The sequence below is a fragment of the Salinibacterium sp. GXW1014 genome (assembly GCF_044769865.1).
Classification (GTDB): Bacteria; Actinomycetota; Actinomycetes; order Actinomycetales; family Microbacteriaceae; genus Homoserinimonas.
Map to the genome: position 1 here is coordinate 535235 of NZ_JBIZWA010000001.1, position 21322 is coordinate 556556.

Consider the following 21322-nt stretch of genomic DNA (forward strand, 5'->3'; position numbering starts at 1 on the left):
GGGTGTGTCTGCTGTGAAATCACCCCGCGGACCTCTCGCTCTGCCCCAGATCGCGGGGGTGTCGCTCCGGTATACCGGAGCAATAGCATGAGGCGCCCTATCACCAACCCGAGGAATTATCGTGCACGCAGACTCCCCCACCGCCGCATCCGCCCAGCGCCCCCGCCGCCTCTCCGACCTGTTCGGCAACATGGAGCTGATCATCGTCGTGCTCCTCGGCCTCGTCTCGACCTTCACCGCCTACGCCTCGTTCCAGGCGGCCCTCTACGACAGCCAGATGGCGGGCGCCTACACGAAGGGCCAGACCGCAAGCACCGAGGCAGAATCGCTCTACCTCGAAGCCAACCAGCAGTACGTGCAAGACGTGCAGCTCTGGGCCACGCTCACGCAGCTCAGCATCGACTCCGAGTCGAGCGACGCCGCCCTCGCCGAGTCGGCACAGTCGAAGTTCGACACCATGTACTTCCAGTCGGTCAGCGAGGAGCTCGACGCCGCCATCACGTGGGCCGGCGAGGAGAACGACGCCGACCCCGAGCTCTACACGAGCCCCTTCGACCACGAGCCCTACGTGGAAACCCTCTTCAGCCCATACCAGGAGGCCGCGGAACTCGCCGCCACCACGATCGCCAAGGGCGACGAGGCCAACAGCCTGAGTGACCGCCTCACCCTCAACACGGTGCTCATGGCGATCTCGCTGTTCCTGCTCGGTGTCGGCGCCGTCGTCAAGAGCCGGCGATCGCAGATCATCCTGACCGTGATCGCGACCGGCGTGTTCGTCGTCGCCGCCGGCCTCACGCTCGCGATCCCGTTCGTGGGACTCTAGGAGCGCTTCACACCGGCTGCCCGCCAGTCCGCCTCGGGAATCTCGGCGTTCAGGGCGGGCACCCGGTCGTCGAGCCATCGGCGCAGCACTCCCTGCCGCACCTCCTCCACGACGAGCGCGAAGCAGAAGTGGTCGCGCCAGTCGCCATCGATATGGATATAGCGGCGCCGCAGCCCCTCGTAGCGGAACCCCAGCTTCTCCACGACCCGCAGCGACGCTGAGTTCTCCGGCCGGATGCAGATCTCCATGCGGTGCAGGCCGAGGGTGAAGAAGCAGTGGTCGGTCGCAAGGGCGACCGCGGTCGGCGTCGCGCCACGGCCCGCGAAGCGTTCAGACACCCAGTAGCCGAGCGTCGCCGAGGCGAGTGACCCGAAGGTGATGCCCGAGACATTCAGCTGCCCCGCGAACTCCCCGTCGACCTCGATCGCGAAGGGGATGCCCTGGCCGGCGCGCGCATGGGCCAGGAGGTTGCGGATGCTGTACTTGACGTCGAACTCGGTGGGCCCGTAGGGGCTCGTCGCCTCCCAGCGGCTCAACCACGAACGGTTGTCGAGCAGCTCACGTTCCAAGGCGCGCGCATCGCGCACGCGAATCGGTCGGATCGTCACCGCGCCCTCCGAGAGGGTCGGCAGGGGGGCAGCCACGGCTCAGTCCAGGGTGCCCACGAAGTCCTTGAGCCAGGGCCGGAGCTCCTCGCCCAGGTCATCCCGGTCGACCGCGAGCTGCACGATCGCCTTGATGTAGTCGGCACGGTCACCCGTGTCGTAGCGGCGGCCGCGGAACACGACACCGTAGACCCCGCCCGTCGCCTCCGGCACCTGCGCCATCGTCTGCAGAGCATCCGTCAGCTGGATCTCCCCGCCACGGCCCGGCTCCGTGCGCTCCAGGATGCGGAACACCTCCGGCATGAGCACGTAGCGCCCGATGATGGCCAGGTTGGAGGGAGCCTCGCCCGGCGGCGGCTTCTCGACCATGCCGGTGATGCGCACAACGTCATCCTCGTCGGTCTCTTCGACCGTCGCGATGCCATACATATGGGTCTGCGAGGGGTCGACCTCGAGGAGGGCGACGACGCTCGCGTCACGCGCGGCCTGCACCTCGAGCATCCGGCTCAAGAGCACATCGCGGGAGTCGATGATGTCGTCGCCGAGCAGCACCGCGAAGGGCTCGTTACCCACATGCATCTTCGCGCGAAGCACGGCATGGCCGAGGCCCAGCGGGTTGCCCTGACGCACGTAGTGCATGTCGGCGAGCTCAGTCGAGTAGTTGACCTTCTTCAGCCGCTCGGTGTCGCCCTTCGCCTTCAGGGTCGCCTCAAGCTCGTTGTTGTGGTCGAAGTGGTTCTCAAGGGCGTTCTTGTTGCGGCCCGTCACCATCAGCACGTCGGTGAGGCCGGCGTTCACCGCCTCCTCCACCACATACTGGATGGCCGGCTTGTCTACGACCGGGAGCATCTCCTTCGGCATCGCCTTCGTGGCCGGAAGGAACCGGGTGCCGAGCCCGGCCGCCGGAATGACCGCTTTGGTGATCGTGAACGCCATGAGGCTTACAGTACCTTTCCCTAGGATGGCTTCTATGTCAGACGAGTTACCGAATCTAAAACGCGCCATGCGCGCCGAGCTTCGGGAACGGCGTCGCATCATGACCAGCAGCGAAGTCGAGAACGCCACCGAGCAGCTCACACTTCACCTCACGCGCCTGACAGAACGCCTAGGTGCGAACTACGTCGCGGCATACCTCCCGAACCCCGACGAGCCGAACATCCGGCCGTGGCTCAACTGGGCGCACGAGCGCGGAATGCGCGTGCTGCTGCCAATCTCGCGCGACGACGGCCTGCTCGACTGGGTGCTCGGCGACGGCGAACATGAGCTCGAGGGCCGCTTCGGCGTGCCCGAAGCGGTCGGCGAGGTGCTCGGCCCCATCGCCATCAACGAGGTCGACCTCATCATCGTGCCGGCGGCATCCATCGACCGCAGCGGCATGCGCATGGGCTGGGGTCGCGGCTACTACGACCGGATGCTCGGGTCAATGCAGCAGCGCCCGCCGGTTTATGCTGTGGTATTCGACAGTGAGCTGGTCGACGAAGTGCCCACCGACGTGCACGACAAGCCGGTCGACGGCGTCGTCACCCCCAGCGGCATCGTCGAACTTCAGCAGTCCACCTGACGACCGGAGCATCTGCATGCCCACCTACGCCTACCGTTGCGCCTCGTGCGAGCACGCCTTCGAGCAGTACCAGGCCTTCACCGACGACTCCCTCACCGACTGCCCCGCCTGCGGCGAGTCGAGCCTGCGCAAGGTCTTCAACTCCATCGGAGTGACCTTCAACGGATCCGGCTTCTACCGCACCGACTCTCGCGGCACGGCTGACGGCTCCAAGAAGTCGACGGATGCCTCTGGCACGAAGTCCTCGGATGCGGCAGGCTCGTCGTCATCAGGCACGCCCGCGTCGAAGCCCACCCCGGCCGCGAGCACCCCCGCCTGAGCCACCCCGGAACGCGAAGGAGAGCGTCATGCTCAAGGGTTTCAAAGAGTTCATCATGCGCGGCAATGTCATTGACCTTGCTGTCGCCGTCGTCATCGGCACTGCGTTCACGGCGATTGTGAACTCGATCGTCGAGAACCTGTTCAACCCGCTCATTGGGGCGCTGTTCAGTGCGGAGAGTCTCGCAACGGCGTGGCCGGTGGAGCTTCCGAGCCTCGGCGGTGGCGAACCGGCCGTGCTGCAACTGGGCGCCGTCGTGGCCTCGCTGATCCAGTTCCTGCTGATTGCCGCGGTCGTCTACTTCGTGTTCGTGTTCCCGATGAACAAGTTCCGCGAGCGCGCTGAGGCCCGCAAGGCCGCCGGAGCTCCCGAGGCCGTCGAGCCGCCGACCGAGCTCGAGTTGCTGCAGCAGATTCGCGACCTCCTGGCAAAAGACGCCGCCTCTCCCTCGAAGGAGTAGCTCCCCGCGGGGTGCGACGTTCAACCCCAGTGGGGCGGCTTGTCCCTCTTGAGGCGCTCGTCGTTCTCGCCCTCCGCGTGGCGCGGCGGCTCCGGCACGCCCGACGGGTCGTAGCCGGGCACCGGTTCCGTCGTGACGCGGCGGCGCACCCGGGGGCGGCGCTGTGGCACAGCATCCGCGGAACCCGGGGCCGCCGCGGCATCCGTTTCGTTCGACGTTGTGCGGGTTTGCGGGCGTTGCGCGTGCTCTACGTCGCCCTTCGCCCGCGAACCCGCACCACGTCCGCCGTCAGCGGGGCCGCCGCGCTCCCGAGAATCGGGGTCGTGCTCCGCCACGGTTACGCCGACTTGATGACGGGGATCGGCTCCGTGATGGGCCCCTGGCCTGCGCCGAGGAGCGCCACGACTCGGTCGGCGATCGCGTCGGGGTTGTTGAAGAGCTCGAACGCGTGCACGCGCATGTAGTGCCAGCCGAGGCGACGCAGCAGCTCCGGGCGCAGGCGCAGCGACTCGCGCAGGCTCGCCCCTTGCAGCACGGCGTCGGACTCGATCGTGAGGCACTTGCCGCCGTGCGAAGTGACGAGGCCGAGCTTGCCGCGATGGCCGAGCGCGACGCGGAGTCCACGCTTCTCGAGCCGCTTGGCGAGGTCGACGAGCATGGGGTCGCTGTCGTCTGGCACGAACTCGGCGGCCGTGCGAGCGGATGCGTCAGCCAGGATCTCAGCGAGAGCGACGGCTCCGCGCTCCATGCGCGACTCGTCGATGTCTTCCGGCTCGAAGCAGGTGACGATGACCATGCCGCGGCGGGCGCGGGTCATGGCGACCGCGAGGAGCCGCTCGCCGCCGGGACGACCGAGCGAACCGAAGTCGCTCAGCACGCGCCCGTGCGGGGTGCGGCCGTACCCGATCGAGAAGATGACGCGGTCGCGACTCTGCGCGACAGCCTGTTCGATCGTCGCGACCGTGAAGGGCTCCGAGCGCTCGCTCAGCACGAACTCGCTCAATTCCGGGCGGCCGGGCAGCGCGCCCAGCACGGCCTGCTCGACGCGCACGGCGTGCTTCTCACTGGCCGTGATGACCATGAGCGACTCGTGCGGGCGTGTCTTGGCGTGCTCGATGACGAGCTCAACCACCCGGTCGACCTCGGCATCCGGACTCTCGACGGCGCCGGAATCCTCGTCGGGGAGGGCGCTGCCGTGCTTGACGTGCTCGAGCTTGAGGCTTCCGTGGCCGAGGAAGCTGCCCGCCCAGGGAAGCGACTCGATCTTGCCCGCATAGAAGCGGCGATTGACGAGCTCGGCGAGGTCCTCGCCACCGGCCCGGTAGCTGCGAGTGAGGGCGAGCGTGGGCAGGAGCGTGCCGAGCCGCGCGAGCGTCGAGTCGGCGTGCACTTCATCGAGGTCGGTGTCGGTCTCCGTGTGCACCGTGTCAAGGGGCGTCTCACCCGTGAGGCCGATGCGGAAGGGCGAGGGCGTCTGCGTGACCGGGTCGCCGAACGCGACGGTCTGCTTGGCGCGGCGGATGGCACCGACCGTCTCGGCGAGGGTCGTCGCCCCCGCGTCGACCAAGATGACGGTGTCGAAGGGCATCGTGTCGGTGATCTGGTCGACCTCGTAGGGCGAGGCGATCCAGACGGGCGCGATCGTGCGCGACAGGTGCGGCGCGGCCCGCTGCAGTTGCTCAGAGGTCACGTGCTCGCGGCGAAGGATGCCCTTGAGCTGCGTCGCCTCGTCAGGCCAGTCGACGAGACCGATGCTCCAGTTCTCGGCGAGTTGCCACGCGAGCAGCTGGGCGCTGCCCGCAGCGTGGGCCTCGTCGACGAGCCGGAAGTCGGCTTCGAGGCGATCGAGCACACCCGTGTTGGCACCGAGGAGGGCCCGGTCGCCCTCGAGCATCGATTCGAGCGCAGACTTCCACCACGCGAGTTCGAGTTCCGCGGCGACCTGCGAGTCGGGCACATGCCGCTCGGAGAGGTCGACGAGGAGAGGGTCGAGCTGCAGGTCCTGCAGGGTCGTGCGCAGGGCGGCGCGCTCCTGGAGGTTGGCAAGGGCATCCGATTCGGCGGCGAGGCCCGCAAGCTTCGCGAGCAGCTCGGCGATCGGAAGGTTGACGAGCTCCTGCCGCGGGTCGCTCGTGCCGAGCGGCTTGTCGAGGGATGCAAGGTCCTGCTCGATCTGCTGGTGCAGCACCTGCGCGGAGGCGATGCCGGCTGGAACCTTGGGCGGGATGCCGGCGGGCACGTAGCGCTGCCACATGAGCCGCTGCTGCTGGATGCGCACGAGGCTCTCGTGCATGTCGCCAACGGAGACGCCGGGACGCACGTACTCGCGCGCGAGCTTCTTGAGCCTGCGGCGATTGGCGCCGGACATCTCGGGAGATTCCTTGCGTGGCGCCGTCGCAGCGATCAGCTCGCTGAGCGAACGGTCGAAGACGACCGGCTGGAACTTGTCGAGGGTGTCGCGGATCTCCGTGAGCAGCCGCAGGTAGGTGCCCAACTCCGCGACCGACTCGAAGGGACGCATGTGGGTCGAGCTGATGAGCTCGCCGGCGCGCTCGAGCAGGCGCGGCACCTCGTCTTCCGAAAGGCGCTTCGCCAACATGTGGGCGGCGGTCGCCTGCTCACTCGTGGCAAAATTCGCGCCGTACCAGGGGGAATCCCCTGGCCCGTAACGGAACTCGCCCAGCTTGGCGGCCTGCACCATCGCCTCGGCGGCAGCCTTGCGGTTGTCGATGAGGCGCTCGATCGAGGTGCGGGAGAGGCGGGCCGTCGTCGACGGGGGCGTCGGGAGGAGCGCGAGACGCGAGAGCTCGGTGAGGCAGTCAAGCACCGAGATGCCGATGACGGGGTCACGGCGGGCGATCGCGATGCGGTAGTCGAGCAGCACCTTGCGCAGGCGAACGAGCGCGTCGTCAACCTCGGCGAGCTGCGCGGGGCGTGCCTTCTCGTTGCGGGAGATCGCCCGGATGACGTCGCGGCGCAGGGTCGAGGGCGAGACGGCCGCACCATGCAGACCGATTTCGGCGAGGCGCTGCGTGATGCCGGTGAGGCTCGAGCGGCGCGGGCTCACCACGAGCACGCGCTTGTTCTGGTGCACGAGGGCACCAAGCGCGTTGACGATCGTCTGCGTGCTGCCCGTGCCTGGCAGGGTCTTGACGACAATCGAGTTGCCCGCGGCGATCTGCGCGATCACGGCTTCCTGCTCGCCATCCGCGTCGAGCAGCAGGTTGTCGGTCTCAGGGGCACGATCATCCGGATGCTGCGGATCGACCGCGACGATGCTCTCGCCGACCGTCCACTTGGCCCCGGGGTTGCCTGCGAGCGCGTCGAGGATGGGGTGCTCGAGCTGGGCGGCATCGTCGACCATGCGGTCGCCCACGGAGGCGAAGCTCGACACGACGAGCCGCGGCTGCACGTTGAACCACTGCACGTGCGAGGTCAGCCCGCGCAGGCGGTCGATCACGGTGTTGGGCTTGAATGCCCCGTCATCTTCAGCGAGCGCCACGAAGGCTTCGGCGTCGAGCGTGACCCCGTGCTGCTCCTCGAGCGCGCGGGCGAGGTCGGGGTTGAGGAATGGCGTGCCAAGCAGCTTCATCTCGAAGTCGCGGCCGTAGCGGCGGATCGCGAGTGGGCGAAGCAGCACGGGAGCCCGGTAGTCGACCTCGTCGTGGCTCCACTCGCAGATGCCGATGCCGAGGTGCACAGCATCGATACCGCGCGCGGCGGAGAGTTCGAGCGACTTCGAGGCGATCTCTCCGGCAGCGACGCGGGCCGACCGGAGGGCGAGGTCGTCACGGATGAGGCTCGACAGGAGCGTCTTCTGCCCGGTGATGAACTGCGCGAGCCCACCGGGGTGAGTCGTGCTGAGCTCGATGCGGCTGCGCGGGTTGTCGACGAAGTGGATGAGCGGCGACGGCCCACCGACCGTGGCGAGCTGCTCACGCCAACCGTGCCACGTGGGCTCGGCGATGTTGGCTGCCGTGTAGCGCGGGTCGCCGAGGCTCAGCGCATGGGGTGCCGTCACCTGCTTCTCCGCGCGGGCAGCATCGTTGGCGAGCTCGTCACCGAGTTCGTCGTCTTCCGGTTGTCTGTTGGCAGGCCACACAGCGCCCACCTTAAGCGTCGAAACCCCGAATTCCCGGTAGGCGGGGCCGTTTTCGCCGCTTGCCGACGCTCAGCCTCGACGCGATCAGGCGCAATACAGTTGGGGGCATGGATGTCGCGTGGACCATCATCCTCACCCTCGCGGGCATCTTCGCGCTCGGGATCGTCGCGGGCTTCACCGTGTTGTTCCGTCGGGGACGGCGCGAGGACCCGGCGTTGCACGCCTCGCGCTCGGGTGCGCCGCTCGCCGTTGCGGACCCCACGGGCGCTGCCGCGAAGCGTGCAAACATCCTCCTCGTGCATGCGGACGACGCGGTGCGCGACGCCAGCGACGAGCTCGACTTCGCGCTCGCCCAGTTCGGCCAGGAACGCACGCGAGCGCTCGCGGCGGTCGTCGCCTCCTCGAAGCGGCGGGTCATGGAGGCCTTCGAGCTGCAGCAGCGCCTGGATGACGCGATCCCCGACAGCGAGGCGCAGCGCCGGGACTGGACGGCGCGCATCGTGCACCTGTGCGAGTCGGCCCAGGAGGAGCTCGCTGCAGAGCTGCAGGCGCTCGATCGGCTGCGCGAGGCCGAGCGCAACGCCCCCGAGACCCTTGCCGCCCTCCGCCGCAGGGTGGAGACGCTTCAGTCGCAGCGCACTGAGGCGGGCGTCGTGTGGGCCGAACTCCAGCGCAGCTACGCCCCCACGGCGGTCGCGAGCGTGAGCGACAGCCTCGACCGCGCCGACGAGGAACTCGACCAGGCACGCGAGGCGATCGACACGGCGGCGCTCGCGGCGGACGTCGACGGACAGGCATCGTCGTCGCGAGCCACTTCGGATGCGATCGACGCCCTACGCTCGGGCGAGGATCACGTACGGCGAGCCGCCCATCTGATCGACGCGGTGAAGGCCCTTCGCGAACAGCTCGCTGCGGCCGATGCCGCCCTCGTCGAGGGCATCCGCCACACTCGCGGGAACCTCGACGAGGCCCGAGCCTTGCGCGACGGTACGACGGATGCCTCGGCCGGCGCGGAGGTGATCGCGGCAATCACCGCGGTTGAGGGCGCGCTCGCGCAGGTCGACGAGCGCGACCCGCTGGCATCCCTCGACCGGCTGCGCGACGCGAACGCTCGCCTCGACGCCGCAATGTCGGGCGCGCGCAACGCCGAGCAGCGCCTCGCGCAGGCCCGGGAAGCGCTCGCGGGGGCACTCGTCGGGGCGCGGAGCCAGGTGGCGACGACGCGCGACTATATCGAGGGGCGACGTGGCGGTATCGGCAGCGAGGCCCGCACTCGGCTCGCGGAAGCCGAACGCCTCCTCGCCGTCGCCGAGGCAGAAGTCGACCCGGTGCTCGCCCTCGACACGGTCCGCAGTGCGACGACCTACGCGCGGGATGCGGATGCCCTCGCGCGTTACGACCTGCTGCGCTGAGCTGCAGCAGGGCGACGTACCCCGGCCTCCGCCGCCTGCCCCGCTTGAGGGGTGGCCAAACCGCCACGGATGGTATTGGATGGCGGCGGGGGAACACCGGGGGCCGGTGCTTCAGCAAATTGGGGGAATGTCCCCCAAACTGAGGACACGGTGCGATACGCTTCTGCAACCCGAGAACTCCCCAAAGGGGGCTGAACACCCGACAGCCCCCGGCAGGAAGAATCGCAACGCGGGAGTGCTGACATGACCGATTCGCTCAACAACGCCACACCCGCAGGCTGGTATGTCGACCCGATGACGCACCAACACCTGCGGTGGTGGAACGGGCAGGCGTGGACCGAGAGCGTCGCTCCCCTGCCCGGCGCGCCCGCCGCACAGCCGGTTGCCCCTGCACCGCGCGTGCAGCAGCGCTTCGCCATCGGCGCCGGTGACGGCAACACGCAGGCCGCCGCGGCCCAGACCCAGTCGACGGCCGAGCGCTTCACGCCCTCCTCCGTTCCCGCGCAGGAGCAGCACGGCGAGGAGCAGGGTTTCAAGACCCAGGTGCCCGCCTATGCCGCCCGCATCGAACAGCCGCGGGCCGAAACGCAGACGAATGCCCAGCCCGCCATCCCGTGGCCGGCGATGGGCAACGCGACAACTCAGACCACCGGCCACTACACCCCCCAGTACGGCGACGCCCTCGACCTCCTGAAGGGCACCTCGCTCGTGAGCGGCTCGGGCGGCCCCGATGCCGCTCCTGCCTACCGGCGTACAACAACAGCGCCGATCGACACGGGCACGGATGCCTCAGCCGACGACTTCGCGCAGTCGCAGCGTCTCGACCCTCCCCATGCGGAGGTGCGCCCCGATCTGGCCTTCGCGACGCGCCAGCAGCAGGAGGAGGCCGCCCGCGCGGCGGAAGAGGCCCACCTTGCCGAGCTCGCGCGCCAGGAGGAGGCCCGTCTCGAATGGGACCGCCAGTTCCAGGCACAGCAGGCGCAGGCCGAGGAACTGCGGCTCGCGCAGGTGCAGGCGCAACTCGACCAGGCGCAGCATCAGGCGCAGATGCAGCAGGGTCAATCGCAGCAGGCATCCGAACCCGACGCCGAACTCGAGTCGACGCTCATGTCGCGCCGCCAGCGTCGCGAGAAGCCCGAGCCGGTGCCGTCCGCCCCGCCGGCGGAACCCCGCGAACACGACGACCGCAACGACGACGTCTGGGCCGGGCCGGAAGACCGCAGGGCCGAGGTCAAGCCACAGTGGTCAACGGTCGGCAGCGCGCGAGCCGCCGAACGGCAGTACGCCGCGCCCAGGTTCTGGGGCACCGTGTCGGTCTGGCTCCTCACGATCACCCCGTGGCTTGGCGCCCTCGCCGCGTTCGTCGCCCTCGCGCTCTTCGACGCCTGGTCATTCCCGGCGCTCGGTGTGCTCGCACTCCCCTGGCTCATCGGCGTGCTGTGGGCGCAGCAGGATGCCACGCGCCTCGGCGACTTCGGACACGAACGGCCGGCACGCGCGGCCTGGGCCATGCTCACCGCGCCCGTCTACCTCGTCATCCGCACCATCCGCGTGCGCCAGGAGGTCGGCACCGGCACGGCACCCCTGTGGGTGTGGGCGCTGAATGCGGCCGCAGTCATCAGCATCGTGGCATCCGTCGGCCTCGCACCCGACGCGCTGCCCGCCTACCTCGTGACCGCCCTCGAGCCGCTGCGGGAGACGGCGGGCGCCTGGCTCGGCCGCTGACCTGCCCGCCACCCGGGGCCTGAACCTTCACTGAGTATCACCCCACCGACGCGACTGGCGAGCCTATCGTGGGCCCCATGAGCACCCACGAACACGACCGGCGCAACCGCGCGGATGCCCCTCTCGGCGCTCTCTCGCCCGGCTCGACTGCGACGGGGGCGGGCTCGACGAGAGACCAGTGGCTGGCCGAGTACGGGATCGAGCCGCCGAGCGTGCCGCGCTCCCCCGCCGACCCCGAGGCGCTCATCCGCGGCCAGCGCGTCACGACGGCACACGACATGGAGCCGGGCGAGGCTACGGATGTCACACCCGAAGCGACGGCCGAGGCATCCGTTCCCGAGGTGCAGCCCGCCGGGCCCGCACACGCTGACGCAGACCTGAATCCCGCCGAACCGGCATCCGCCACCGACACGCAGGAGGAACAATGATGGACCGCACACCGCACCCTGAGCAGCCCGCCGAAGGCACCGACCAGCCTGCCTACACTGAGGAGGAGACGGCCGACCGCGGCAGCGAGGAGTCTGGCGACGACGTCGCCGACGACATATTCGCGGCCATCCCCGGCCGCCTCAACCAGGACCTCGACGACCCGTCGAAGTCCGACCCGAGCCTGGGTCCAGATCATCCGATCGGGTCTCCCTGAAGCCAAACAGCTGAAGTGCAGGTGAGGAGGTCACATGGCCAAGGAGTATGAGCCCATCCTCGACGACGAGCGCGAGGAGGAACTGGTCGATGAGCCGGAGGTCAAGGCTCCCCCGACCATCGACCCCGACGAGCGCATCGAGGTCGAGGAAGACGACGACGTGCCCTTGGACGACGAACGTCCCGCCTGAGTCATGAGTACTGGGCGCTGAGCACGCCAGCGGGCTCGGTGGGGGCGGCTATGCCGTTGCCCGCCGGGCCCGCTTCTTCTGTGCCGCGGCGAACATCGCCATGAAGACGATCGTCGTGATGGCGCTCGCCGCGAGGAGCGCGAGCGCGACGGGCTGGGTGATCTCCCGCGCGCCTGTCATGAGCGCGACGGCGACGGCGACGATCGCGTGCACGACCGTCGTGAGCGCCACGCGCTGCAGCACCGAGCCGTTGCCGAGGTGGCCGAGCAGCACCGCGAAGGCGGTCACCGCGAGTACGACGGCGCCGACCGTGAGCGCGGTGTCGTGCATGGGGAACATCTGCACGACCCAGAAGCCCCACACGAGCCCGATGATGATCGTCGCAAGCAGGCGGCTGCCCGCGAGTTCAAGGATGGGCTGGGCGAAGCCGCGGATGGCGAGCTCCTGGAGCGCCACCGCGACGATGATGCCGACGATCGTGACGACGTCCGGCACGCCGTCGACGCCGAACTCTGCGACCGGCAGCGCGACCCCGGCGAGTGCCAGCACCGCGAGCGTCAGGCCGAGGAACACCGCGGATGCCACGACCCCGAGCACGAGGTGCGCGATGACCTGGCGGCGCGCAACGGGCGCGGGCCACAGTCCCTCGAGCGTGCGACGGTGGCTCGCCCAGGCCGCGAGAGCACCGGCCGCGGGCCCGAGTGCCGCGAGCGGCAACACCCCTGCCGCGACCCCGCTGAGGTCCTGCCAGACGTCGAGCACGACCGAGACGATGCCGGCCGTGACGGCGAAGATGACGAGGGGAACGAAGGCGCGCTCAAGACGCGAAGTGTCGGGGGTGGGCACACTCCATCGTACGTGGGGCGCGCCACCCTCCCGGGCGTCGGCCGAGCGTCAGCCCAGCGTCTCGAGCAGGCGCCGACAGCTTGCGGCGCAGCGGCGACACGCCTCCGCGCACGCCCGGCAGTGCTCGTGCATGTCGGCGTGCGACTCACACTCGGCACCGCACGCCTCGCACGCGGCGATGCATGCGGAGAGCAGCGCTGCGAGGATCTCGGGGTCGCCGCTGCCCTGCCTGCTCAGCACCCTCAGGGTCGCGTTGCACACGTCGGCACAGTCGAGGTCGGTGCGGATGCACTTGCGGAGGTGATCGACCGAGTCCTCGTGCAGGCAGGCATCCGCGCATACCGTGCAGGCCTGCACGCAGGCGGCGATGTCATCGATCACGGCAGCCAGGTCAGACACGTCTGCGCCGGCCGCCGGGTGGCTCTTGAGTATCGTCTCTGTTGTCATGCGGGTCACGGTACGACGAGCAGCCGACCCATCCGGCGAATGCGCAGGGAGTTGTCAGCATGGCTGCGGCGGGGCGCGCCCGGTGAGATCGCGACGCCCATGACGGGGCAGGAAGACGAGAATCCCCGCGACGCGGAACGGCCGGGCGTGCCGCTGGGGCGTCCGGGAGACGCGCGGGAGGTGGCATCCGTCATCGCGTTCCTCGCCTCGGAACACTCCTCCTAGGTCACGGGAGCCTCCCTGCTCGTCGACGGCGGAATGGTGCAGATGGGGCCCCAGGCGGGCTCCCATATCGAAAGCAACGAGTGGCGGTCGCCCAACAAGCAGTAACGACGATCCCTCGCTCCCCACCTTGAATCCCCAGCGGGGTTGGCGTATCACCTGACCCAAGGCACAAGCACGGGAACCCGAGGAGGGCGAACAATGAGCACGCCAGGAGATCGCAACGACCCCGCCGCACGCGATGCGGCGGCAAGGGATGCAGCGGCACGGCACGACGACGACACGCTGCGACGTGACACGGCAGTCGGCGACGACCGCCGCGACTATGCGCCGACCGCTGCGCCGGTGTCGGCGAGCGCCGCATCCGCCAACACGGGCAGCAACGCTGCCGCCGTCCCTGTCGAACAACGCAGCACCCTCCGCGAGGAGGTGCTCGAGCGGGAGGAGGAACGCTTCGGCGGCATCAAGGTGGGCTCCGCCTTCTTCGGATGGCTCGCCGCCGTCGGCCTCGGAGTGCTGCTCACGGCACTCGCCGCGGGCATCCTGACCCTCCTCGGACTCGAGGTGGGGTTCGGCAATGCGGCCGAGGTAGCGGAGGAGAACGCCGACACGGTCGCCCTCGTCTCAGCCATCACGCTCATCGTCGTGATGTTCGTCGCCTACTTCTGCGGCGGATACGTCGCCGGGCGCATGGCCCGCTTCGACGGCGCCAAGCAGGGGCTCATGGTGTTCCTGTGGGGCCTCATCATCGCGGTCGTCGTCGCGATCGTCGCCGCCGTCACGGGTGACGCCTTCAACCTGCTCAGCAACGTGCAGGCCCTGCCGAGCATCCCGCTCGGTGACACGGATGTCACTGCCGCGAGCATCATCACGGCGATCCTGCTCGCCCTCGCAATGCTCGCCGGTGCGGTGCTCGGCGGCATGGCTGGGATGCGCTTCCACCGTCGCGTCGACCGAGTGGGGCTGGGCCGATGATCGAGAACAGCGCAGTCGGAAGCATCATCGGCGCCCCCGCCTTGGGACCCGATGGGGAGAAGATCGGCACGGTCGGCCAGGTCTTCGTCGAACCGCACACGAGCATGCCCAACTGGGCGACCGTGCACACGGGTCTCTTCAGACGTCACGAGACCTTCGTGCCGCTCGACGGTGCCACGTTCGACCGCGAATCACTGCACCTGCCCTACGACAAGGACACGATCAAGGACGCGCCCCACGTCGAGACGGACGGCCCGCTCAGCCCTGAGTCGGAGGCGGAGCTGTACCGCTACTACGGCATCACCCCCGATGTTCCGGATGCGTCGCCGGTCAAGTCCGAACGGGACGCCACGACCGAACGCGACGCGCACGACGCGCACGACTCGCACGACGCCGGGGGCGAAAGCGCGCCGCCGCTCGGCGTGCCCGTCGCACACACCCCGGCCAACGCGCATGACCGTCACCCCGACCCAGACGCGGCCGCGGCGGGGGCCGAGTATGCGGAGGAGTCGCGTCGGCAGCAGGGCGAGGCATCCGACACCGCTGGCGACGGCGTGGCCGACGACGGCACGGCGCCTCACAAGGACGGCCCGCGCCACCGCGCCTGACGCCTCACCGTCGACGCCGTCACCCTCGGGTGGCGGCGTCGATGCGTGTGCGCTCCTGTGCCTTTGCTCAATATCTGTGCGGTGACGGATGCCCCGGCCTAACGTCTGCGGCATGAGCAACATTGACGACACGAACCTGGGCGGCACCGACGGTCTCGGCGGGCAGCCGTCGGACCTGGGCGCCGACGCGAACTCCTTCGAGCAGGGCACGGGCGACCCCGTGGGCGCTGGCACGGTCGAGACACCGAACGTCGATGGTGGGCGACCCGACGGCGCGCCTGATGAGGACGCGACATCCGATGACCCAGCACCTCGTGACCCCGTCGACGCTGCGGCGGAATCGAAGCAGACCGTCGTGAACGATGCCGTCGCCGGCGAACCGGTCGAGGGCGCGCCCGAAGGAGACGACCCCGGGATTATCGAGCCGGTCGAGGGTGTCGGCGACGATGAGGAGAACCGCGCCGAGTTCGACGCGACCGATGGCCTGGCCGAGGATGCGCCAGACCAGATCCAGACCGACCCTGACGGGGATGTCGCGAACCGCTGAATCCTCCTGGTTGGCGACTCGCCAGTTGCGTTCAGCAGCCGACGCCGGAGGGATCCTCGGTGCAGTCCTTGTCGACAAGCACGGTGTTCACGGAGTAGACCTGCAGCGACATTGGCGGCGACGCGATTGGCAACGTGCCCGGGATGTCCCACCAGAGACCGTCGCCGATCGTCGCCCGCACCGCATAGTGGGTCGTGAGCTGGACCGTGTAGGTGCCTTTGTCGGCATAGACGTGACTGGTGGGGGTCTCCGTGAACTCGTTGGCTTCGTCGTTCCACGGTGCCCCGGGGGTTTCGGTGAGGGCGGTCGAACCGTCGCCGAAGTCCCACGAGTAGGCGACCGGGATGAACTGTGCCGTCACGGGCTGCCCGAGGAGCGGACCGCTGCGCGTGTGAGCGGATGCAGCGGCGTAGAAGTTCGTCGGCAGCCCGCGGATCGCTAGCCCCGCCGGCTCTGAATGCAGCGTCGCGGATGCGGGCGCGAGCGCAAGGAAGTCCTCGATTGTGAACCCCGGCGCGCCCTCCGCTGGTTCCGCATCCTCGACATCGTCGGCTCGTTGGCACAGCGGGCGCAAGTTGCCCTCGGCGCCGACGACGCAGCGCATATCGATCGTTGGCGGGGGTGGGGTGTTCTGGAACAAGGCGTTGTATCGGGTGACTGGCGGACCCAGGGTCGTCGGTGCTTCCACTTTCGCGCCGAGCCCAAGGGCACCGTCTGCCAGCTCAGTACAGAAGCGAAACACTGCGCCGGACAACACACAGTCCGGTGGGTTCGACGGAAGCGAGGGTGATGGAGACGGTGCGGGGGCTGCGGAGAGAACGGCAAAGAGAAGCGTCGCTAGCAGGGAGAGTCTTGCCATGGTTCCATTCCAGCAACCAGGAGGGATGGCTCGCTTTCCTTCGTCACGACCTCGAACTTGACCTGGGACAAGGTGCGATCTGGACCGTCGAGTAGATCGAGCTTTTCGCCCTCAGCATTGACGATCGAGTGTTTGCTGTAGTCGATGCATGCGGTAACGATGAGAGTCTCGCCATACGACTGGAGGAACTGAACGCTATCTGCCGTCAGGTCACCTACTTGATGGACGGCGTCCTCGCGAAACTTGGCTGCAGTGGTTTGTACGTCTTCGAGCCACTCTTTCGCGCTGAGGGGAGCAAGCCTTTCAACGCCCTTCCCACCTTCCTTGAACACCGCGTTCGAGATCGTCCAATACACATCGATTGCTTCCTCAGCGGCCGCGACGGCTTCCTCCTCCGAGGCGAAGGCCGATGGCTCGGAGGACGACGTCGGGATTTTCGGCGGCTCAGTCTGCGGTGAACTGCATCCGGCAGCAAGCGTTATGACAGCGAGTGCAGCAAGGGTGGCGGGGCGACGCATCCCGCGAGGATACGAGCGCCACGAGCATCCGCGCAGGAGTTCTCCACACGCGCCGAGCGCCGCTGCGCTTCAGTCGCCGTCCGCACCGCCGTCGACGCCCCAGTCGGGCATGCCATCGTCGGGCACGAGCGTCTCGGCGACATGCTGGGTCGGGGTGCCGCCGAGCGAGTCGCCCAGCGGCAGCCGCCTGTAGAGGTCGCCGCTGGCCTGCGCCGCAGCATCCGTCTGGTTGCGCCTATCGCTCACGCTGCACCGTCCCCGCTGATGCCGAACAGGCCGATGATGAGTGCGATCGCAAGGAACGTCACCAGCTCGTGCCCGATCGTGAGGAGGGTGAGGCGGCGCGGACGGTTCTCGAAGGAGTCGTGCGTGACGACGCGCGCCGCCGTGAGGCCGGCCCACAGGATGATCGACGTGACGAGCGAGTTCCCGAGAAAGCTGCCGCCGTAGAAGTGGTGCGCGATCGCGGCAGAGCCCGCGAGCACCCACGAGGTCACGAAGCCCGTGACGACTCCGACGATGATCGGGACCCAGCCGTTGTCGTGCGGCCGCACGCGGGCGTCCTTCGCCCAGATCGTGCCGAACACCTTCGGCGTGTACCAGGTCGAGCCGACCGCGATCGTGGCGACGGTTGCGACGATGACGGCGAGCCAGTTGATCTCGGGGACCATGGCGGATGCCTCTCCGTTGAGTTGCAACGGATGCTACTCCGTCGCCCGGGCGCGCGAAATGGGGGTCTCGCCAACCTGCCGACGCTGCGACGATTACCAGATGGAATCCATGCTCGGAGTGATCGGCAGCGTTGCGATTGTCGGGTGGGTAGTTGTGCCAGCGATGGCGCTACTGCTTCTCTATGGCGTGATCCGAGTCGCGGTTGCCCGCGGACTGCGCGACCACCAACTATGGATGGAGAAGAACCGACCCGACGACCTGCTGTCGTCAGTCGACGCGATCTAAACTGCCCCGTACTGGGTGGAGAAACTTTGGCGCCCCTGCTGTTGAATCGCAGTGTGTATAGCCGAGAAGTTCAACTAGCGATTCGCCAGGACATCTTTCACTGGCTCGATAGAAAGCTCGAAAGCGGGCAATACGAGTACACGCGAGAGGAGCTCTCGAACTATCAATTCGGGGGTACGCGCATACCTCTACTCGATCGCGGCCGGGGAATTCGAAACCCCTCCGACTTCTCCTCAACGCTGAGCATCATGACGAGTCTCCAGAGCCCGTACAACGACATGCTCGACAACAGCACCTTCGTCAAATACGACTACCGCAGTGGCGGGTCGTCCGACAACGACAAGCTGCGAGCTGCTCTTCGGGGACAGGACCCGCTGATCTACTTCGAGGCTCTTCGGTCTGGCGTATACGCGGCGCATTATCCGGTTTACGTAGTGGCTGACGACCCTGCCGCCGAAGTCTTCACCATCGCGATGGAAGAATCGCTCCGTTTCTTCGGTGATCCTGCGAACATGTCTATCGACCAGCGGCGATACGCGGAGCGCACGGTCAAAGCACGCTTGCACCAACCCGCGTTCCGAGCGAAAGTTATGCACGCCTACGAGGACTCGTGCGCCATATGCTCGCTTCGGCATCTCGAGTTGCTGGACGCGGCTCACATCATCGCTGACCATGAAGTGACTGGATTTGCGAGTGTCACCAATGGCCTCGCCCTCTGCAAGATTCACCACGCTGCCTACGACCGCAACCTTCTCGGGATATCTCCCGACTATCGAATCCATATCGACAACGACTTGCTAGACGAGGTCGACGGCCCGATGCTTCGGCATGGTCTGCAAGATATGCACGGCGGGTCACTTAATCTCCCGAAGCGGCGCGCCGAGCTCCCATCGACGGAGGCTCTAGCCCTTCGCTTCGAACAGTTCGCTGCTTGAGCGGCCTCGCGTTGGGTTCGCAGCGGTTCAGATGACGATTAGCTCGTAGCTCGGAGGCAAAGCGCCGCTAGCGCGAAAGCACCTCGCCCAGCTTCACGAAGCACTCGCGCCATCCCTCTTCCGTGATGTCGCGGAGCTCCGGCGACGGAAAGCCCGACTGCTCGAAGCGCATCTGGGTCGTGCCCTCGGTCTCCTGCAGCACGACCTCGACGAGGGTCTCGGGGCCGACGAAGGTGCCGTCCACCTGCGTGAGCGTGAAGGAGACCGCGTTTGGCTCATCCGCCTTCTTCCGCTCCCCGCGCTCCGCGTAGGCGCGGCCGTTGGGGTCCTCGTACTCGATGTGCCAGGGGCCACCGACGGATGATTCGAGCTCACACTGGGTGATGGTGAAGCCCGGCGGGGCGAACCACTCCGAGACCGTGTCGGCGTCGACCCACGCGTGGTAGACCCGCTCGCGCGGCACGGGGTAATCCCAATCGACGACGATGTCGTAGGTCTCTTTCGCAGCCATGGTGCCTCCTGCTTCACACTGCCGGAGCGCGCACGGCGGCTTCGGCCCTCACGCCAGCGTGCGCCGAGCGCCGCCGCAAAGTCAAGGACGCCCACGGGACTCGCAGGCGGGCTGCAGTCGGCGCTAGCACCAGACGGGCGGGGATGGCACAACCAGCCTCGCCCGCCACAATGGGTGCATGAGCAACCCCTTCTCTGACACCTTCCCTCTCGCCCTCGGCGGCAACACCTTCGGCTGGACCAGCGACGAGGAGACCTCGCACGCCGTGCTCGACGCGTTCGTGGCATCCGGCGGCAATCACATCGACACGGCCGACTCGTACTCGGCGTGGGTGGACGGCCACGTGGGCGGCGAATCGGAGCAGGTCATCGGCAGCTGGCTCGCCCGGCGTGGCAATCGCGACAGCGTGACGATCGCGACAAAGGTGTCACGGCATCCGCAGTTCAAGGGACTCGCCCCCGCCAACATCGCGGCGGCTGTCGACGCATCGCTCGAGCGGCTCGGCACCGACCACATCGACCTCTACTACGCCCACTACGACGAGCCGGAGCGCCCCATCGAGGAGATCGCGGCCGCCTTCGACGCCCTGGTGGCGGCCGGCAAGGTGCTCGCGGTCGGCGTCTCCAATGTGGAACCGGAGCGCATTGCGGCCTGGATCGACACGGCACAGAAGAACAACCTCGCCGCGCCCATCGCGCTCCAGCCGCACTACAACCTGCTCACGCGCGAACCCTACGAGAGCAGCCTCGCGCCACTTGCGGCTCAGCACGGGCTCGGGGTCTTCACCTACTTCTCGCTCGCCGCCGGCATGCTGACGGGCAAGTACCGCTCGGCATCCGACATTCAGGGCACCGACCGCGAGCGGCACCTCTCGCGCTACACGAACGACGCCGCGTTCGGCGCGATCGATGCGCTGACGGATGTCGCGGCCGCCCACGACGTCGAGCCCGCGTCAGTCGCGCTCGCCTGGCTGCGAAACAGGCCCGGCGTGGTCGCCCCGATCGCCAGCGCGCGCAACGTCGCCCAGCTGGACGCCCTCATCGCGGGTGCCCGGCTCGAGCTCACGCCCGACGAGGTGGCGCGCCTCGACGCGGCATCCGCGTAGCCGCGCATCCGCCGCCCCTCAACGCAAAGTGCGGGTCCGGTGGCGTTGTGCGGCATAGAGCACGCACATCGCCACCGAACCCGCACAACGTTGCGAGTTGGAGCCCTAGATCAGGCGCTCTTCGCCGACCTCGGCTGCCGATGCGGGCAGGCCGTACTCGGCGAGGTACTCCACCAGGCGGCCGTCTTCACGCATCTCCTCGGCGAGGACGTTGAAGGCATCCGACAGCTCGGTGTTGGCCGGGTCGAACAGCACAGCGGTCTGCGAGGGAACGCTCGTCGACTGCACGCGCTCGTCTTCCTGCAGGACCTCGATCGTGTAGTCCTCGCCCTGCGTGGCGACGACGGCAGCGCCGTAGCCGTCGAGCGCGGCGTCGAGACGACCGGCCTTCAGGTCCTGCGCGAGGCTCAGCGAGTCGGGGTAGACACGCGTCTCGGTGCCGGGGAGGTTCTTCAGGTCGTCGACCCAGAGGTAGCCCTCAACGGTGCCGATGGTCTTGCCGAGCAGCTCGTCGACGGTGGCGTAGCCCTCCTCCGAGTAGACGCTGAGCTCGTCGAGGTAGAGCGGGGTGCTCAGGGTGACGACATCGGCGCGGGCCTGCGTGCGGTAGAAGCCACCGAGCGCGACGTCGACGCGGGCCTGCTCGATCGCCGGGATGGCGGTCGCGTAGGTGTAGGGCGCGAACTCGATCTCGAGGCACTCCGCGGCCGCGAACTCCTTGATCATGAGGGAGTCGATGCCGGCGATGTCACCGTCCTCCTCGAGGGAGTACGGCGGGGTGTTGGTGAGGGCGACCGAGAGCACGCCATCCTTCACCGTCTCGACGCCAGTCGTGGGCTCGCAGTCGTCAGCGACCGTCGACTCGCCGGCGCTGGAGCAGCCGGTGAGCACGAGCGCCGCGGCGGCGGTGAGCACGCCGAGGCTGAGAACACTCTTCTTCATTGTTTCTCCT

27 protein-coding genes and 1 pseudogene are annotated in these 21322 nt (G+C 68.2%); 16 read left to right on the top strand and 12 right to left on the bottom strand.

What is annotated here, in order from left to right; all coding sequences use genetic code 11:
- Window positions 1-121 precede the first annotated feature (121 nt).
- Window positions 122-823: a hypothetical protein gene (locus ACIQK7_RS02590; protein WP_403020957.1), complete on the top strand. Its 702-nt coding sequence runs from the start codon at window positions 122-124 to the stop codon at window positions 821-823.
- Here ACIQK7_RS02590 and ACIQK7_RS02595 read toward each other — a convergent pair.
- Entirely contained in the window at window positions 820-1467 is a 648-nt protein-coding gene (locus ACIQK7_RS02595) for a GNAT family protein (RefSeq protein ID WP_325209396.1), read from the bottom strand. The two genes, ACIQK7_RS02590 and ACIQK7_RS02595, sit on opposite strands and share 4 nt — an antisense overlap.
- 3 nt (window positions 1468-1470) lie before the next feature.
- Window positions 1471-2364, bottom strand: a complete 894-nt coding sequence (galU, locus tag ACIQK7_RS02600; RefSeq protein ID WP_403020959.1) for a UTP--glucose-1-phosphate uridylyltransferase GalU — start codon at window positions 2362-2364, stop codon at window positions 1471-1473.
- Window positions 2365-2398: 34 nt separating this feature from the next.
- Here galU and ACIQK7_RS02605 point away from each other — a divergent pair, with 34 nt between their 5' ends.
- From ACIQK7_RS02605 to mscL, 3 genes are read left to right on the top strand one after another with little or no spacing between them, the layout of a single operon-like run.
- Complete coding sequence (locus tag ACIQK7_RS02605) at window positions 2399-2989, top strand: 5-formyltetrahydrofolate cyclo-ligase (RefSeq protein ID WP_403020962.1); 591 nt, start codon at window positions 2399-2401, stop codon at window positions 2987-2989.
- A 16-nt stretch (window positions 2990-3005) separates the two neighbouring features.
- Window positions 3006-3308: an FmdB family zinc ribbon protein gene (locus tag ACIQK7_RS02610; protein ID WP_403020964.1), complete on the top strand. Its 303-nt coding sequence runs from the start codon at window positions 3006-3008 to the stop codon at window positions 3306-3308.
- A 28-nt stretch (window positions 3309-3336) separates the two neighbouring features.
- Window positions 3337-3768, top strand: coding sequence for a large conductance mechanosensitive channel protein MscL (mscL, locus tag ACIQK7_RS02615; protein WP_403020967.1), 432 nt, complete (start codon window positions 3337-3339; stop codon window positions 3766-3768).
- Between the two features lie 20 nt (window positions 3769-3788).
- Here mscL and ACIQK7_RS02620 read toward each other — a convergent pair whose 3' ends face one another.
- Window positions 3789-4103, bottom strand: a complete 315-nt coding sequence (locus tag ACIQK7_RS02620; RefSeq protein WP_403020970.1) for a hypothetical protein — start codon at window positions 4101-4103, stop codon at window positions 3789-3791.
- 2 nt (window positions 4104-4105) lie between these two features.
- Window positions 4106-7870 (bottom strand): DEAD/DEAH box helicase, encoded by a 3765-nt coding sequence (locus ACIQK7_RS02625; protein ID WP_403020972.1) that lies wholly within the window; start codon window positions 7868-7870, stop codon window positions 4106-4108.
- Between the two features lie 107 nt (window positions 7871-7977).
- Between ACIQK7_RS02625 and ACIQK7_RS02630 the strand changes: the two genes are divergently transcribed.
- The 5 genes from ACIQK7_RS02630 (at window position 7978) to ACIQK7_RS02650 (ending at window position 11840) form a co-directional block, all read left to right on the top strand.
- The gene (locus ACIQK7_RS02630; RefSeq protein WP_403020974.1) at window positions 7978-9282 is read left to right on the top strand and encodes a hypothetical protein; all 1305 of its coding nucleotides are present in this window, start codon (window positions 7978-7980) and stop codon (window positions 9280-9282) included.
- 243 nt (window positions 9283-9525) lie between these two features.
- On the top strand, window positions 9526-11007 hold the full coding sequence (locus ACIQK7_RS02635) for a DUF2510 domain-containing protein (protein ID WP_403020977.1): 1482 nt from the start codon (window positions 9526-9528) through the stop codon (window positions 11005-11007).
- Between the two features lie 77 nt (window positions 11008-11084).
- Window positions 11085-11435, top strand: coding sequence for a hypothetical protein (locus ACIQK7_RS02640; RefSeq protein WP_403020979.1), 351 nt, complete (start codon window positions 11085-11087; stop codon window positions 11433-11435).
- Window positions 11432-11650: a hypothetical protein gene (locus ACIQK7_RS02645; protein WP_403020982.1), complete on the top strand. Its 219-nt coding sequence runs from the start codon at window positions 11432-11434 to the stop codon at window positions 11648-11650. The genes ACIQK7_RS02640 and ACIQK7_RS02645 overlap by 4 nt, the downstream gene beginning before the upstream one ends.
- Window positions 11651-11684: 34 nt before the next feature.
- Window positions 11685-11840 (top strand): hypothetical protein, encoded by a 156-nt coding sequence (locus tag ACIQK7_RS02650; protein WP_403020984.1) that lies wholly within the window; start codon window positions 11685-11687, stop codon window positions 11838-11840.
- Window positions 11841-11888: 48 nt separating this feature from the next.
- Here ACIQK7_RS02650 and ACIQK7_RS02655 read toward each other — a convergent pair whose 3' ends face one another.
- Both ACIQK7_RS02655 and ACIQK7_RS02660 read right to left on the bottom strand, forming a co-directional pair.
- Window positions 11889-12686: a hypothetical protein gene (locus tag ACIQK7_RS02655; RefSeq protein ID WP_403020986.1), complete on the bottom strand. Its 798-nt coding sequence runs from the start codon at window positions 12684-12686 to the stop codon at window positions 11889-11891.
- 48 nt (window positions 12687-12734) lie between these two features.
- A complete protein-coding gene (locus tag ACIQK7_RS02660; protein WP_403020988.1) occupies window positions 12735-13133 on the bottom strand; it encodes a four-helix bundle copper-binding protein in 399 nt (132 codons plus the stop codon).
- Between the two features lie 75 nt (window positions 13134-13208).
- Between ACIQK7_RS02660 and ACIQK7_RS02665 the strand changes: the two are divergent.
- The 4 genes and pseudogenes from ACIQK7_RS02665 to ACIQK7_RS02680 form a co-directional block, all read left to right on the top strand.
- Window positions 13209-13463 (top strand): annotated as a pseudogene (locus tag ACIQK7_RS02665) (SDR family oxidoreductase); the annotation flags it as partial.
- Between the two features lie 93 nt (window positions 13464-13556).
- Window positions 13557-14330 (top strand): hypothetical protein, encoded by a 774-nt coding sequence (locus tag ACIQK7_RS02670; RefSeq protein WP_403020991.1) that lies wholly within the window; start codon window positions 13557-13559, stop codon window positions 14328-14330.
- Window positions 14327-14938, top strand: a complete 612-nt coding sequence (locus tag ACIQK7_RS02675) for a hypothetical protein (RefSeq protein WP_403020992.1) — start codon at window positions 14327-14329, stop codon at window positions 14936-14938. The genes ACIQK7_RS02670 and ACIQK7_RS02675 overlap by 4 nt, the downstream gene beginning before the upstream one ends.
- A gap of 112 nt (window positions 14939-15050) precedes the next feature.
- Window positions 15051-15485, top strand: a complete 435-nt coding sequence (locus ACIQK7_RS02680) for a hypothetical protein (protein ID WP_403020995.1) — start codon at window positions 15051-15053, stop codon at window positions 15483-15485.
- Between the two features lie 31 nt (window positions 15486-15516).
- Here the strand turns inward: ACIQK7_RS02680 and ACIQK7_RS02685 are convergent, their stop codons facing one another.
- The 4 genes from ACIQK7_RS02685 to ACIQK7_RS02700 form a co-directional block, all read right to left on the bottom strand.
- On the bottom strand, window positions 15517-16089 hold the full coding sequence (locus ACIQK7_RS02685; protein ID WP_403020997.1) for a PKD domain-containing protein: 573 nt from the start codon (window positions 16087-16089) through the stop codon (window positions 15517-15519).
- A gap of 233 nt (window positions 16090-16322) precedes the next feature.
- On the bottom strand, window positions 16323-16862 hold the full coding sequence (locus ACIQK7_RS02690; RefSeq protein ID WP_403020999.1) for a hypothetical protein: 540 nt from the start codon (window positions 16860-16862) through the stop codon (window positions 16323-16325).
- A gap of 69 nt (window positions 16863-16931) precedes the next feature.
- Entirely contained in the window at window positions 16932-17108 is a 177-nt protein-coding gene (locus ACIQK7_RS02695) for a hypothetical protein (protein WP_403021001.1), read from the bottom strand.
- Window positions 17105-17560, bottom strand: a complete 456-nt coding sequence (locus ACIQK7_RS02700) for a DUF1761 domain-containing protein (RefSeq protein ID WP_403021004.1) — start codon at window positions 17558-17560, stop codon at window positions 17105-17107. Before ACIQK7_RS02700 ends, ACIQK7_RS02695 begins: the two co-directional genes overlap by 4 nt.
- A gap of 73 nt (window positions 17561-17633) precedes the next feature.
- On the opposite strand from ACIQK7_RS02700, the gene ACIQK7_RS02705 reads away from it, so the two are divergent.
- Window positions 17634-17819: a hypothetical protein gene (locus ACIQK7_RS02705; RefSeq protein WP_403021006.1), complete on the top strand. Its 186-nt coding sequence runs from the start codon at window positions 17634-17636 to the stop codon at window positions 17817-17819.
- Between the two features lie 248 nt (window positions 17820-18067).
- Window positions 18068-18754, top strand: a complete 687-nt coding sequence (locus ACIQK7_RS02710) for an HNH endonuclease (protein WP_403021007.1) — start codon at window positions 18068-18070, stop codon at window positions 18752-18754.
- Window positions 18755-18821: 67 nt separating this feature from the next.
- Here ACIQK7_RS02710 and ACIQK7_RS02715 read toward each other — a convergent pair whose 3' ends face one another.
- Window positions 18822-19265 carry an SRPBCC domain-containing protein gene (locus ACIQK7_RS02715; protein WP_403021009.1) on the bottom strand — a complete coding sequence of 148 codons (444 nt, stop codon included), beginning with the start codon at window positions 19263-19265 and terminating at the stop codon, window positions 18822-18824.
- Window positions 19266-19443: 178 nt separating this feature from the next.
- Here ACIQK7_RS02715 and ACIQK7_RS02720 point away from each other — a divergent pair, with 178 nt between their 5' ends.
- Window positions 19444-20370, top strand: a complete 927-nt coding sequence (locus tag ACIQK7_RS02720; protein ID WP_403021011.1) for an aldo/keto reductase — start codon at window positions 19444-19446, stop codon at window positions 20368-20370.
- Between the two features lie 105 nt (window positions 20371-20475).
- On the opposite strand, the gene ACIQK7_RS02725 is transcribed toward ACIQK7_RS02720, so the two are convergent.
- Window positions 20476-21312: a substrate-binding periplasmic protein gene (locus ACIQK7_RS02725; protein ID WP_403021013.1), complete on the bottom strand. Its 837-nt coding sequence runs from the start codon at window positions 21310-21312 to the stop codon at window positions 20476-20478.
- Between the last annotated feature and the right edge of the window lie 10 nt (window positions 21313-21322).

Bases quoted from the DNA above. Each gene is read 5' to 3' on its own strand.
- galU (WP_403020959.1), bottom strand. From the start codon at position 2,364: ATGGCGTTCACGATCACCAAAGCGGTCATTCCGGCGGCCGGGCTCGGC.
- ACIQK7_RS02605 (WP_403020962.1), top strand. From the start codon at position 2,399: ATGTCAGACGAGTTACCGAATCTAAAACGCGCCATGCGCGCCGAGCTT.
- ACIQK7_RS02610 (WP_403020964.1), top strand. From the start codon at position 3,006: ATGCCCACCTACGCCTACCGTTGCGCCTCGTGCGAGCACGCCTTCGAG.
- mscL (WP_403020967.1), top strand. From the start codon at position 3,337: ATGCTCAAGGGTTTCAAAGAGTTCATCATGCGCGGCAATGTCATTGAC.
- ACIQK7_RS02630 (WP_403020974.1), top strand. From the start codon at position 7,978: ATGGATGTCGCGTGGACCATCATCCTCACCCTCGCGGGCATCTTCGCG.
- ACIQK7_RS02635 (WP_403020977.1), top strand. From the start codon at position 9,526: ATGACCGATTCGCTCAACAACGCCACACCCGCAGGCTGGTATGTCGAC.
- ACIQK7_RS02640 (WP_403020979.1), top strand. From the start codon at position 11,085: ATGAGCACCCACGAACACGACCGGCGCAACCGCGCGGATGCCCCTCTC.
- ACIQK7_RS02645 (WP_403020982.1), top strand. From the start codon at position 11,432: ATGATGGACCGCACACCGCACCCTGAGCAGCCCGCCGAAGGCACCGAC.
- ACIQK7_RS02650 (WP_403020984.1), top strand. From the start codon at position 11,685: ATGGCCAAGGAGTATGAGCCCATCCTCGACGACGAGCGCGAGGAGGAA.
- ACIQK7_RS02660 (WP_403020988.1), bottom strand. From the start codon at position 13,133: ATGACAACAGAGACGATACTCAAGAGCCACCCGGCGGCCGGCGCAGAC.
- ACIQK7_RS02670 (WP_403020991.1), top strand. From the start codon at position 13,557: ATGAGCACGCCAGGAGATCGCAACGACCCCGCCGCACGCGATGCGGCG.
- ACIQK7_RS02675 (WP_403020992.1), top strand. From the start codon at position 14,327: ATGATCGAGAACAGCGCAGTCGGAAGCATCATCGGCGCCCCCGCCTTG.
- ACIQK7_RS02680 (WP_403020995.1), top strand. From the start codon at position 15,051: ATGAGCAACATTGACGACACGAACCTGGGCGGCACCGACGGTCTCGGC.
- ACIQK7_RS02685 (WP_403020997.1), bottom strand. From the start codon at position 16,089: ATGCGCTGCGTCGTCGGCGCCGAGGGCAACTTGCGCCCGCTGTGCCAA.
- ACIQK7_RS02690 (WP_403020999.1), bottom strand. From the start codon at position 16,862: ATGCGTCGCCCCGCCACCCTTGCTGCACTCGCTGTCATAACGCTTGCT.
- ACIQK7_RS02705 (WP_403021006.1), top strand. From the start codon at position 17,634: ATGGAATCCATGCTCGGAGTGATCGGCAGCGTTGCGATTGTCGGGTGG.
- ACIQK7_RS02710 (WP_403021007.1), top strand. From the start codon at position 18,068: ATGACGAGTCTCCAGAGCCCGTACAACGACATGCTCGACAACAGCACC.
- ACIQK7_RS02715 (WP_403021009.1), bottom strand. From the start codon at position 19,265: ATGGCTGCGAAAGAGACCTACGACATCGTCGTCGATTGGGATTACCCC.
- ACIQK7_RS02720 (WP_403021011.1), top strand. From the start codon at position 19,444: ATGAGCAACCCCTTCTCTGACACCTTCCCTCTCGCCCTCGGCGGCAAC.
- ACIQK7_RS02725 (WP_403021013.1), bottom strand. From the start codon at position 21,312: ATGAAGAAGAGTGTTCTCAGCCTCGGCGTGCTCACCGCCGCCGCGGCG.